Annotated in this window: 9 protein-coding genes and 1 pseudogene; 6 read left to right on the forward strand and 4 right to left on the reverse strand. The window is 47.6% G+C overall.

All coding sequences use genetic code 11. The annotated features are described in order from the left end of the window. Positions 1 to 10: 10 nt before the first annotated feature. Positions 11 to 1000 (forward strand): AsnC family transcriptional regulator, encoded by a 990-nt coding sequence (locus MKY35_RS03280; RefSeq protein ID WP_039270524.1) that lies wholly within the window; start codon positions 11 to 13, stop codon positions 998 to 1000. A gap of 180 nt (positions 1001 to 1180) precedes the next feature. On the opposite strand, the pseudogene MKY35_RS03285 reads toward MKY35_RS03280, so the two are convergent. After that, positions 1181 to 1351 (reverse strand): annotated as a pseudogene (locus MKY35_RS03285) (MFS transporter); the annotation flags it as partial. 308 nt (positions 1352 to 1659) lie between these two features. Here MKY35_RS03285 and MKY35_RS03290 point away from each other — a divergent pair. The 3 genes from MKY35_RS03290 (at position 1660) to MKY35_RS03300 (ending at position 3793) form a co-directional block, all read left to right on the forward strand. Then, complete coding sequence (locus MKY35_RS03290) at positions 1660 to 2031, forward strand: MmcQ/YjbR family DNA-binding protein (RefSeq protein WP_029515857.1); 372 nt, start codon at positions 1660 to 1662, stop codon at positions 2029 to 2031. Between the two features lie 129 nt (positions 2032 to 2160). Then, a complete protein-coding gene (locus MKY35_RS03295) occupies positions 2161 to 2787 on the forward strand; it encodes a nitroreductase family protein (protein ID WP_029515856.1) in 627 nt (208 codons plus the stop codon). Positions 2788 to 2842: 55 nt separating this feature from the next. Further along, positions 2843 to 3793 (forward strand): ring-cleaving dioxygenase, encoded by a 951-nt coding sequence (locus MKY35_RS03300; protein WP_318627595.1) that lies wholly within the window; start codon positions 2843 to 2845, stop codon positions 3791 to 3793. Between the two features lie 93 nt (positions 3794 to 3886). Here the strand turns inward: MKY35_RS03300 and MKY35_RS03305 are convergent, their stop codons facing one another. Beyond that, on the reverse strand, positions 3887 to 7252 hold the full coding sequence (locus MKY35_RS03305; protein ID WP_342445586.1) for an SNF2 helicase associated domain-containing protein: 3366 nt from the start codon (positions 7250 to 7252) through the stop codon (positions 3887 to 3889). Positions 7253 to 7415: 163 nt separating this feature from the next. After that, complete coding sequence (locus MKY35_RS03310; RefSeq protein WP_342445587.1) at positions 7416 to 8366, reverse strand: macrolide 2'-phosphotransferase; 951 nt, start codon at positions 8364 to 8366, stop codon at positions 7416 to 7418. Between the two features lie 335 nt (positions 8367 to 8701). On the opposite strand from MKY35_RS03310, the gene MKY35_RS03315 reads away from it, so the two are divergent. Further along, complete coding sequence (locus tag MKY35_RS03315) at positions 8702 to 9790, forward strand: site-2 protease family protein (RefSeq protein ID WP_342445588.1); 1089 nt, start codon at positions 8702 to 8704, stop codon at positions 9788 to 9790. Between the two features lie 152 nt (positions 9791 to 9942). Here the strand turns inward: MKY35_RS03315 and MKY35_RS03320 are convergent, their stop codons facing one another. Beyond that, a complete protein-coding gene (locus MKY35_RS03320; RefSeq protein ID WP_342445589.1) occupies positions 9943 to 10863 on the reverse strand; it encodes an AraC family transcriptional regulator in 921 nt (306 codons plus the stop codon). Between the two features lie 295 nt (positions 10864 to 11158). On the opposite strand from MKY35_RS03320, the gene MKY35_RS03325 reads away from it, so the two are divergent. Beyond that, positions 11159 to 13165 (forward strand): beta-galactosidase, encoded by a 2007-nt coding sequence (locus MKY35_RS03325; protein WP_342445590.1) that lies wholly within the window; start codon positions 11159 to 11161, stop codon positions 13163 to 13165. Positions 13166 to 13263 lie beyond the last annotated feature (98 nt).

A 13263-nucleotide genomic window follows, 5' to 3' on the forward strand; every position in this document is an offset into this window, starting at 1 on the left:
GGTGGGAATAGTGGACCTGGATTCGAACGACCGGAAGCTGCTGAATCGGCTGCAAATCGGGCTTCCTCTGGTCAGACGCCCTTGGAATGCCATTGCGGAGGAACTGGAATTACGCCAGGAAGATGTGCTTCAAAGGCTTGAAAGGCTGAAGAAAGAGGGATTCATCCGGCGGATCGGCGGGGTGTTTAATCCGGCGGGACTGGGATTTAGAGGCTGTTTGTATGCGATGGCAGTCAGGGAGGAGCTTTTTTACCAGACCGCTGCTGTCGTCAACAGGTATAGAGGCGTAACCCATAACTACCGCCGGCGCAGCAGGCTCAATATGTGGTTCACGCTGACTTCCCGGACCGAGGAAGAACGGGGGGCTATTCTTGAAACGATCCGTGAAGCGGCGGGAGGGCCGCTGCTATATGAGTTTCCCTCCGAGCAATTATTCAAACTAAAGGTCTTTCTGAATATGGAAGAAACGGCTGATGCATCAGCCATTACACCCAGCCCGAACTTGAATGGAGTCGCAACTTCCAAACAGGAACCATGCAAAATAGAAATAACGGATTTGCAGCTGATCCGCGAACTGCAGGGAGATCTTCCGTTGTCAACTGAACCGTATACCGAGATTGCCAATAAGACAGGTTGCAGCTTGGAAGAGGTGTTTCTGCGCTTGCAGGCACTGCAGGCAGGAGGAGCACTCAAACGAATCGGAGCCGTTCTAAAGCATAGGGAAGCGGGATTTTCAGCAAATGGCCTGTTCATCTGCGTACTTCCTGAGGAGCATATACCTGAGGCAGGAAAAAGGCTGGCCGCTTATTCGGAAGTCAGCCACTGCTACAAGCGCCGGACGCACCCCGATTGGCCGTATAATTTATACGCCATGATTCATGGACCCGATGAAGCGTCTGTTCGGAAAGTTGCGGAGCAATTTGTTCGGCGGGAAGACATCAAGGATTACGATATTCTGTTCAGCACGGAAGAATTGAAGAAAACGAGCTTTTCGATCTAAAGCGCTTCTTATATTCACACGGATGCCGTCTCTTCAAGGACAGCGTCCGTTTTTCGTGTTGACAGGTTAACGCTCTTTGACTATATTGAGTTTATTCGTAATGCTTACAATTTTACATAGATCGGAAGTACCGAGCGTGCAGTCTGAAAGCATCGGCAAAGGCCCCGCTAATCTTAATGAACTGACCCCTAGATCCTGTGCAATTTGTGGCAGTAATCCAGCAGGCAGGCTTTCTGTAAGAATGCAGATGAATCCCGCCATGGCTAAAGCCAGCAACCCGACCCACGGGAGACGTTTGGAAGACGACACATTTGCACCGCCTTTTCTTATAAGAGCAGTGTTTGAGTTCACGAAAAAAATCTCCTTTATTTATTTTTTGCCGCTTAAAAAAGCTTTCGCTTCCGTATAAGCTTATATAAATAAAACACTTTTTTACATGGATGATTAAAGGGGGATGAAGTGAATTAAGAGGAAAATAGGCGCTACCTTAAGCCAATCCGAACAGTGTGTGCGACGGTATCCGTAGTGGTTCACCTTTAGCACAGTTCCCCTAAATGTAGCACGGACTTAGTGTATATGTAGCGTATGAAGGTGATATAATAGGGCGCAAATAGGTAGGTTCGTAGAACAAATAACTCGGAACAGAGGAGAGAAGGCTGGTGTTTGAGCAAATTGTAGCATATGGTTTGAGCCAAAAAGAGGCCGTTAAGGATTACCCGTTTGGTGCTGATCCCCTGGTACTCAAAGTAGGGGGCAAGATGTTTGCTCTCCTGACTGAAAAGGATGGTATTAGCCATGTATCCTTGAAATGTGATCCAGTCATTGCGGTAAATTTGCGTGAACAAAACAAGGCGATTAAGCCAGGCTATCATTTAAATAAAAAGCATTGGAATACGATTGAGGTTGATGCTACCTTTCCACTGGAGGATTTGTACAGCATGATCGACCATTCGTATGAGCTGGTCTTCAAGAGCTTAACCAAAGCGCAACGTGAAGCGATTACGATGAGAATACGGGCAACGGATCTGTAAAGGGCTGAGTGAAGCCCTTTTTTTGTATCCAAAAATACTTATAGTTTTACTTGACATAAATCACAAATGGTTATATTCTCAATTTAAAGATAATTCATTTGAAAATAATATCAAGGAGTGGAACTTAACATGAGCGAACTGGTGAATATTATTCAAGAGAGAAGATCAGCTTCTAAATTTATTCCTGATGTTACTATAGATGCAAAAGAACTAGAAGAAATATTTCAGTTGGTGAAGTTTGCTCCATCGGCTTTTAATTTACAGCATGCGCGTTATATCGTAGTGCAAGATGCGGATACCAAACAAAGACTGCATGATGAGGCAAGTAAGCAGTATAAAATATTAACGGCTTCGGCGACCATTGTAGTGTTGGGGGATACAGAAGCTTATACCAAAGTAGCTGACCTCAACGAAGGATTCCTGAACTTAGGTGTCCTGAGCAAGCAGGAATATGATAGTACAGTGGAATCGGTAACTCAGTTTTATCGCGAACGGGGGCCTGTCTTCCAGAGAGAAGAAGCGATCCGTAATGCCAGCCTGTCGGCTATGCAATTTATGCTGATTGCCAAGGACAAAGGCTGGGATACTTGCCCGATGATCGGTTTTGATCCGGCGAAGGTGCAGGAAGTATTGAATATTCCAGAGCAATTTGTACCCGTGATGATGATTACCTTGGGTAAAGAGGACGAATCGGGTCAGCGGGCACGGGGATACCGCAAGCCGGTTGGACAATTTGTCAGCTACAATGGATTTTGAAATTTGTAAATCATTTGTGTAAATAAATCAACATGTTAATGAAGGAGTGATAAAGATGTCATTGAAAACCGCTGGAATTCACCATATCACGTCCTTTGCAGGCGACCCGCAGGGCAACGTTGATTTTTACGCAGGTGTACTTGGTCTGCGATTGATTAAAAAGACGATCAACTTTGATGCTCCAGAAGTATACCATTTGTACTTTGGTAATGAAGAGGGCAGCCCGGGAACGATCATTACTTTTTTTCCAGCTCCGGGTACACGCAAGGGTAAGATTGGAGGCGGACAGGTTGGGATTACGACGTATGTCGTGCCATCCGGTGCTTTGGAATACTGGGAAAACCGTCTGCACAGCTTGAAGGTATCTTTCACGAAGGCTAATCGTTTTGGCGAGTCATTCATCCAGTTCCGAGACAACGAGGGCTTACATCTGGAGTTGGTGGAGCGGGAAGGTGGCCCGTTGAACACGTGGACAGCCGGGGGTGTGCCTACGGATAAAGCGATCAAGGGCTTTGGCGGGGCGGTACTGTACAGTGCGGATTCCAAACATACGCAAGGGGTGTTGGAGAACGTCCTGGGGATGACTCTCATCGGAGAAGACGCAAATGCAGGCTACATCCGCTATCAGACGACAGGTGATCTGGGCAACCTGATCGATATTCCGGTCAAAGATGTCCCGTGGGGGAATGGCGGTGCCGGTACGGTTCACCATATTGCCTGGCGCGCGCAGGATGATACGGAGCATCAAGCGTGGAACGAATGGGTTCACCAGCAGGGTTTTGGGACTAGTGGCATTGTAGATCGCCAATACTTCAATGCCGTATACTTCCGCGAGCAAGGCGGTATTCTATTCGAGATCGCAACCGATCCGCCCGGATTTACGGTGGATGAGGAATTGAATGAGTTGGGGCACAAGCTGATGCTGCCTGAATGGTATGAGCCTCAGCGCACCCAGATTGAGTCTAACCTGGTTCCCATTGAACCTAGAGTATTAAAACAGGATTAATCTGCTCGATCCAAACAATCATATTAGAAGCAAAAAGGTCCAATACGGGAAGATTTCTACCGTGATTGGACCTTTTTGTGCATGTGGAATTAGCTAGATCATGAGCAGTTCGCGAATCTCCAGCTCGGTCAGTGCCGAAAGGGTTTCTTGCCCCGGCTGAATGACCTGGTCGATCATGTTTTTCTTTTTTTGTTGCAGTTCATACATTTTATCCTCTACTGTGCCTTGGGCGACGAGACGAATAACCTGCACGACTTTTTTCTGGCCCATTCGGTGTGCACGGTTGGTAGCCTGCTCCTCTACAGCGGGATTCCACCATAGATCATACAGTATGACTGTATCTGCGCCGGTGAGGTTCAGGCCAGTACCTCCTGCCTTTAGGGAAATCAAGAACAGCTCGCGTTCTCCTTCGTTGAAGCGATTGCACAGTTCGACTCGTTCCAGAGCGGGAGTCTGCCCATCCAGGTAAAAGTAGGATACCCCTTCTCGAGCAAGCTCGCGTCCGATCATTTGAAGCATCGTGGTGAACTGTGAAAAAATGAGCATCCGTTTCCCGGAGCTGAGACATTCCGTAATGATCTCCAACAGCTGTTCAAATTTGGCGGAGCTTCCCATATATCCTTCGATGAACAAGCCAGGATGACAGCAGAGCTGACGAAGCCGGGTTAGACCTGCGAGAATTTTGATCCGATTTTTCTGAAATCCTTCCTCGTTGAGATGCTTTAACGTTTCATGCTGGAGCTTGGCCAGATAGGCCGTATACAGCTTTTTCTGATCTGGCAGAAGCCGGGATACCTGCACAGATTCGATTTTTTCCGGCAGCTCCTTGAGGACATCACTCTTAAGACGGCGCAGCAAAAACGGACGAACCCGCTTGGCAATCACATTTCGAGGCAGGTTGTGAAACGCTCTTTTCCCGCCGGGAAATAACGCAGGAAATACAACGTCAAAGATGGACCACAGCTCTTCCAACGTATTTTCTACTGGCGTTCCTGTCAGGGCAAAACGGTAACGAGCTTTTACATCCTTAACAGCCTGTGCCGTCTGGGTGGCATGATTTTTGAAAGCCTGTGCCTCGTCCAGAATGAGCGTATGAAACGATGGCTTGCTGTACACATCTGCATCGCGTCGTAGCAGCGGGTAGGACGTAATGACGACGTCATAACTGGCGGCATCCCGTATGATCCGGCCGCGTTCTTCCGGGCTGCCATCTGCGATAGTAACGCGGATATGTGGAGCAAACTTCTCCAGCTCATTCCGCCAGTTGTACACCAGTGATGCAGGGGACACGATCATGGCTGGAAGCTGCTGGTTGCGGATTTCCGGCAATACTGAGACAAGGAAGGCGATACTTTGCAGCGTTTTACCCAGCCCCATATCATCTGCCAAAATGCCCCCAAAACGGTAATGCGCCAATGTCTTAAGCCATTGAAAGCCGTAAACCTGATAATCTCTTAAGATTGGGGCAAGCATGTCTGGAACTGGAAAGTCGAGATGGTCTGGGTTGCGTATATTTTCCAGTAGCTGGCGAAAGGTTTTACCCAAAGTCAGGTTTTTCCCATGATCGTGAGGATCAATTAAGTACAGTCCTTGCGTGACGGGAACACGAATTTGGGCTGAATCCAGATCACTTTTGCGGATACCTGTTTCATTCATGAACCGAATCAATTCCTTGTACTCCTCTGTTTCCAGCGGCAGCAAGGCACCATTCGGCAGACGGTGATATCTCTGTTTTTCCTCTAACGATTTGAGCAGTTTGCGAATTTCCGGTTCCGGTATGTCCTCCATATCAAATTTAAATTCAAGCCAATCCGTACGTTCATCCCACTCCGCGCGTATCCTTGGGGTAGGCAGAGTATTGTTTATTTTTGCTTTGACTGCACCTGTGGCATAGACGTCCAGCAGCTTTTCCAGTTGCGGAACCGTATGGTACAAAAAATCATACTCTGCATCTTCATCTTCCATAAAATATCCGCTGTCTGTTCTGGCAAAGGAGCTATGCTCCATCAGCTCCAAAATCCGTTGCTCCTGTTCCCCATCACGTATCAGAATTCGGTCGTTACCAGGCGTTCGTGCATCTGTTTCCAGCGGGTTGATGATGATATCCCCATATTGGAACTCCAGCCCTGCCAGCAGCTTGTCTCTTACTCGGTCCAGATACAGCTTGGCCTTCAATGGCTGCTGTGTGACCCGATCTGAGACGGAACGTGTCATATGAACACGTCCGAGCTTCATTAACCCGGGTACAACCTTGTCCATAAAAGATTCCATCTGCTCTGGCGCGATCTGAACTTTTCGCCTGTGGTGTACTTCTACCATTCGTTTTAGCTCGGACAAACGCCGTAAGGGGTCGGCTTTCTGTTTGACAAGCTTGCCATCGGCAATGACGACACCATAGTCTTCCATGATGGTCAAGTCATCCAATCCTTGTATGCTTAGCTGGTAGCCTTCGGTTTCGGCCTCAGCCTCATCAAATTCAAATTGCAGCGGAAGCATCAGGTCGGACTGGGGAATACCCTCGTTCATGTTTCCGTGAATTTCAAAGTAGACGCCCTGTGCTGCTGTCAGCAAGGGGAGCAGCTTTTCCCAAGCCGCAGGCGGGATGAGGAGCATTCGCTCGCCGCTCATATGACTACTGGAAGATGAATACGTGCCTGAGGTTTCCCGAATCATACGCTCATGGTGGCACACCTGGGATAATTGCTGGAGAATAGCGTCATGTTCAGGTCGGAAGCGGTACAGCTCAGGCTCGTATGAGAAGCTTTTCGTGAACATGTAGCTATCCCCACGGTCGATACTGTCCAGAAACGGACGGATTTTCTGGACGATATATAATCGTTTGGGACCGGCCTTCATTTCCACACCAAACATATATTTTTGGTAACCGTAGGCAAAAGGTCGGATCACGAACTGAAAATCCAAGACCGCGCGAGTATCCAGTAGGGTTGGTGTGCTGCGAAGCGGTCGCTTGCGGCCAAATAGCTTTAACATGCTGTCGGTCAGCTGGAGATCGCCTTGTGTGATGTCAGAGGATCGTGCTGTTCTAGCAGTGTGATCATATGAAGCATCTGTAGATGTGTACATCCCGTCTGAATCCATGCTTCCTGCTGTATCTGGGGCAGTACCGGGATGAAGTCTGGAGGCGTAGGAGCGCACAGACAGACTCTTTCCACGGCGTATATCATGGGCGTTAAGGAGAACAGCTGCGATATGTTTACAATATCGACCGGTGTTCTGAAATGTGCTACAGGTGCATTCTGCCCGGATACTTCCATTGGATCGGATCATCGCCGCAACAGCATAAAAGCTGCTTCCTTTGACCGTAGCTTCGTATACCCCTTCATCATGATCTATTTGTGTAAAGGCCACTCTTTTGGCCCGATAATAGGCATCCCCGTCGTCATAAGCGGCTTGACTGCATAGTTGTCTGATGGCTCGTCGGGTAAGTTCAAAACTCATGGTTCGTAATCCTTTCCTGGGTTATTCCGTTTTCTTACATGATAACAGAACAGACAGGAGGATGGACATGTGGGGAATGTAACTTTACGAAAAAGGAGAACAGAAAAAAAAGCAGGCCTTGGTCCGTCATTGAACCAAAGCCTGCCAGGTGGCTACAGTTATATTATATGTTGGGCAACCCTTCTCCTTGCTCATGAACTCCCAGCGCATTACGTGCCATATCCATATACTCTTCCAGACCAGACTTAAGGGCGAATTCGGCGATAAGCACAGGGTAAGCTGAAGTTAATTCGACGATATGATCGCTCATACGCGGCCATACACGTCCGCCTGCTGTCTCATAAAACTTCAGTAAACGAGCAAGCTCTACTTCTCCGAATAAAGTATAGTAACTCGTAAAATCAATTGCCGGATCAGCTACTTCAGCCTCGGTCCAGTCCAGCATTCCAGTCACCTCTGTATTCGAAGAGACTAGAATATGACCTGGGTGCAGATCGCCGTGCACAAGTGCGGAATATTCCGGCCAGTAGCTATCGTCGGCCAGCCAGGCCAGCCATCGTTGCCACAGTTCCTCGGATACACCAAAGACGCGCCGTGTTTCTTCCATTCGCTGAGCCATTAATTGCCGAACTTCGTCGTGCTGCTTTACGCGAACACCAAAATCAGCTGCCCGTCGGTGATCCGTCTGGTGCAACGCAGCTAAGGCTTTAGCGAGCGAAGCAACGAATCTATCCGTTAGAGCGTCAGGGTTGATGAACCATACATAGCTTTTTGTTTCCATATCAATAGTAGCGGCAGGAGTATCCTCCAGCTGAAGATAGGCGATGAGCTCTGGACTATATACCTGCCAATCCGGTACCGCTATAGGAAGAGTACCACGAATCATCCGAAGCACCTTATGCTCGTAAGCGGCAGATTGAACCACATCTGCTCGTCGCGGTGTACGTAGAACCCAAGGGGTATCGTGGATGTCTTTGGCGAATACGGCTCGGAAATCCAGCCCGGATTCATTGAGCTTCAATCCTTCATGTTGTATGTGGAGCCCATTGCTTTGGGCAAGGGTCAATATATCGCTAACGTCATTCCGGTTAGTCAAGGAACGCTTTTCAGTCATATGAAACACACCTCATTGTTCAGATTTAGTTTAAAAAAAGATAACTTAAACAAGCCTCAGCCCTTCATATGAAAAAACGGGTTGAGCTTCATTGAAAAGCCGATCTTTTTATCTGAGACGCATGTAGTGAGTACACATGAAAGTGCAAACCCCCTTTTACAAAATAGGGCATCTAACCCAGCACTAATATACCATTCGACATTGGAGGCTGTCTAACAATATGCGGAATAATGTACATAGCTACCCCAGTTCGCTTATCTGTGGGTTAGAGAAGTTTTTACAAGCTGCACATTGCAGGATACAATGGAAGTGTTAAAGAAAGGAGGCGGATACTTTTGCAAAATGAAGAGAAAAAGACCGATTCCAAATCCGGCTCATCCAAATGGTATCTTGGTAGTGCAGCAGCATTGTTTCTTCTGAAAGGTAAGTCGTTACTTGCCCTTTTAAAATTCAGTAAATTTGGCGGTGCGCTGATATCTATGGCGATAACGATTAGCGCATATGCGATCATTTACCCGTGGGGATTTGCGGTCGGATTTGTGTTGCTGTTGTTTGTGCATGAGCTGGGACATGTATTGGCCGCCAAGCGCAAGGGGCTTCCCGTGTCGGCACCGTTGTTTATTCCTTTTCTCGGTGCGTTGATCACCATGAAACGTCAACCTTTGGATGCGCAGACAGAGGCTTATGTAGCCATGGGCGGCCCGTTACTCGGGACGGTTGGGGCTATGGCGGTATACGCAGGAGCCTATGCAACAGACAGTCCTCTGTTGTATGCGCTGGCGTATGTCGGCTTTTTTCTAAACCTGATCAACCTGCTGCCGATTCATCCGCTCGACGGAGGACGGATTTCCACGGCAGTGACGCGTTGGCTGTGGCTGGTGGGCCTATTGGGTGGAATTGTAGTCGTAGTATATTTAAAATCCTTTTTATTTTTCTTGATATGGGCGTTCTTTGCCTACGATTTGTACAGAAAATATGTGAAGCGCAATAAAGAAGAGGTTAAGGTCCAATCCTTTTTACAAAAACCGCTGGTAAACGTACAGCATCTGTATGAGCTAGGATATCCGCTGCCCGGACCGGAGCACACGCGCAGATTATCTTTTAATACCTACTCGGATTTGGAGGGGCAGCAATATGTGACGGTGTATATGGAAAGTCTGGATGTGGAGCAGACGCTTCTGCTGCCACAGCAGTGTCTTGTCCAGCATGTATGGCTGAACGGTGTGGAACATATACCGACGCCGGATGCGTACCAGCTCAGATTGCTGTGTGGGATTGATTATATTCCGTTTGAAAATGATAAGTATTACGAAGTACCCGCATCATCGCGTTGGAAATTCGGTATCGGTTACTTGGCTTTGGCCGTATTCCTGATGGGGATGATGTATGTGGTGCACCAGCATATAGGGGATATTAGGCTGTGATCCGATGATGAGAGCTTGGTCAAGATTTTAGATCATTAAGGCAACGGGTACAGCTTATAGAAAATAGAGTCAAAAGAGCGCGACAACCGCAATATTCGGTGTCACGCTCTTTTTTTTGTTGAATAACACGGAGGAGCCTTTGCTATCCGTCCTTATATCTTAATCCTTTGTTCATCAGTAATCGGCTTTAACGTTTGGCGGTATTTAAGTGGGCTGGTGCCTGTCCAGCGCTTGAACTGTCTGCTGAAATGAGCCAGACTGGAGTATCCGAGCAGGGAAGCTACCTTGTTTAGTGGTAGATTGGGCTGCTGGATCAACACCTTAGCTTCATGCAACTTGGTCTCCGATAGATAGTGACGTGGTGAATAGCCGTATACCTTGCGGAACACTTCCTGGGCATAGCCAGGACTGATCCCGAGAGAAGCCGCCACATCTTCAAGCCGGAACGCTTGCTCGCCAGATTCATCTTCCCGATAAGGCTTAAACCTCGATTGAATAGCTTCCATGATGGCCTTGGCATATTGAACGGATGAAGGCGCAATTCTGGGCTCCAAACTGGTAGATATCATTTGCGAGAATATCCCGAATAGCTCAAATAAGGCAATCTGCATGCGAAAACGGTCTGCTGTCGTATATTCTCCGCTTTCCCGCACCATGCCAATCCAGCTATGGACAACCTTTTGCAGCTTGGCATTCGTTTCAGTACCCGCCGGAAAAAAGAGCTGATTGCTCTTAATCATTTCCTGACGGAATAATGGATCATCGACATTAAAATGAGAGCTAAAATAGTACATGCCGTTTGGGGAAACACACTGACTCACATGTTTAAAACCCGGCGGAATGATTAAAATATCACCTTCTCCAACCGAATATACGTTATTTTCCATGATCGTTTCCTGACGACCTTCCAAAATGAGTGCAATTTCAAAACCGATATGAGATTCCTCAGGCATGCACCAATCCGCTTTGACCCGGTGAATATGGGCGCCAAAAAATTTCACATTCCAGTCAATAATGGGCAGCCATTGGCAATCATGGAATAGAGCTGGATCAACATCAGGATTTAATATCATCAGATCACCTTCGATTAGGGCAAATTTTGCACCGCTTAGACAATCTCATTGTATCTAACATTCAACTATAATAAAAGAGCGTTTACAAATGCTATAGTATAAGCTTTTATATAAAAGAAAGCGCTTATATATAGATATTTTGAAAGCGATGCGGATTATGTTGACATATCTGTTTCAATTATCAGTACTTTATTTGTACTAGTCCGTATATGGAATGCACTTAGTGCTCCGATCTTCGGCGTGACTGGAATAGAATTTTGCACAATCCTGATGAACCTAATTGGAGGACGACTCGATGAAAAAGCTACTGTACGGTGTTGCCTATTATGATGAGTATATGCCTTATGACCGTTTGGATCAGGATATCCAAATGATGAAGGAAGCGGGCATCAACGTGGTACGGATTGCCGAATCCACTTGGAGTACGCATGAACCGCAAAATGGCGTGTTTGATTTTACCTCTGTGGATCGGGTGCTGGACGCCATGCATAAGGCAGGCATTGAAGTCATTGTGGGAACGCCCACCTATGCCGTACCCACATGGCTGGTGAAGGAGCATCCCGATGTATTGGCGACAACGCCTCAAGGTCCGGGCAAATATGGATCTCGCCAGATTATGGACATTACGAACCCGGTGTACCTGTTCCATGCCGAGCGAATCATACGCAAGCTGATCGGACGGGTGAGTCATCATCCGGCGGTCATTGGCTTTCAGACAGACAACGAGACCAAGCATTACCACACGAGCGGTCCCAATGTGCAATTGCAATTTGTGAAGTATCTGCGGGAGCGGTTCGAATCGCTGGAGGAGCTAAACCGCAAATTTGGTCTGGACTACTGGAGTAATCGCATCAATAGCTGGGAGGACTTTCCTTCAGTGGTCGGAACAATTAATGGGAGTTTGGGCGCAGCCTTTTCCCAATTCCAGCGCAAGCTGGTGACGGATTTCCTGGCATGGCAGGTCGCGCTGGTGAATGAATATAAGCGGGAAGACCAATTTGTTACGCAAAACTTTGATTTTGAATGGAGAGGTCATTCCTTTGGTGTTCAGCCAGACGTGGATCACTTTGCGGCATCGCAAGCCTTTGATGTGACTGGGGTGGATATTTACCATCCATCACAGGATGACCTGACTGGAATTGAAATTTCTTTTGGTGGCGATGTAGCGCGTTCGACAAAAAATAACAACTATCTGGTGCTGGAAACGGAAGCGCAGGCTTTTACCCACTGGGTTCCCTATCCGGGGCAATTGCGTCTGCAAGCGTTCAGCCATCTGGCCTCCGGGGCGAATATGGTAGCATACTGGCACTGGCATTCCATCCATAATTCCTTCGAAACCTACTGGAAGGGTCTGCTCAGCCATGATTTTGAGCCGAATCCAGTGTATGAGGAAGCACAGACTATAGGAGAGGATTTTGCCAGATTGTCTCCGCATTTGGTTAACCTGAAAAAGAAAAATAAAACGGCGATTCTGGTCAGCAATGAAGCATTGACGTCAATTGACTGGTTTAAATTTAATATGAGCAGCCCGTTAAATTACAATGACATCGTACGTCGTTTGTATGACGAGTTGTATAAACTGAACATCGGGACAGATATCGTTCATCCAGGTACAGAATCGTTTGACGACTATGATCTCTTGATCGTCCCGGTTCTCTATTCTGCCCCAGACGCACTACTGGAGAAGCTGAACCGATATGTGGAGAAAGGTGGTCATGTAGTATACACATTCCGAAGCGGATTTACCGACGAGCATGTGCAGGTGAGAACGTCCCGACAGCCGGGCGTGATTAGCGAAGCCTGCGGCATTCATTACAGCTTGTTCGTGGAGCCGAAGAAGGTGACGCTCAAAAATAATCCTTTTGAGGTGGCAGCAGAGGACAATCAGGTAGATACGTGGATGGAGCTGATTACCCCGACGACTGCCGAAGTATTGGCCTATTACGATCACCCGCATTGGGGCAAATATGCAGCAATTACGCAAAACCGCTATGGTCAGGGAACAGCGACCTACATCGGCTGTATCGTTAGCCCGGCGGTTATCCGCGAACTATTCAGCTCTGTAGCCAAAAAGGCAGGAGTATGGGGACTGGATCAGGAAGCGTCTTATCCGATCATTGTTAAATCCGGCACGAATGAGCTGGGACGGACAATCCGGTACTATTTTAACTATTCCGAACAAGCAGGCTCGGTGGTCTATCCGCATGGAGACGGCAAGGAGCTGATTGGGGAGCATGCGGTTACCCAAGGAGAAACGCTTCCATTAGAGCCTTGGGGTGTTATAATTATCGAAGAAGCGTAAATGATGAATAATGAGCTGAAACCAACTTACGAATAATATCATATAGGTTTTCCCCGGGAGTATCCGGTACATGAAGCGCCCCTGCGAATTGCGGGGCG

The sequence above is a fragment of the Paenibacillus sp. FSL L8-0638 genome (assembly GCF_038593075.1).
Taxonomy (GTDB): domain Bacteria; phylum Bacillota; class Bacilli; order Paenibacillales; family Paenibacillaceae; genus Paenibacillus; species Paenibacillus polymyxa_D.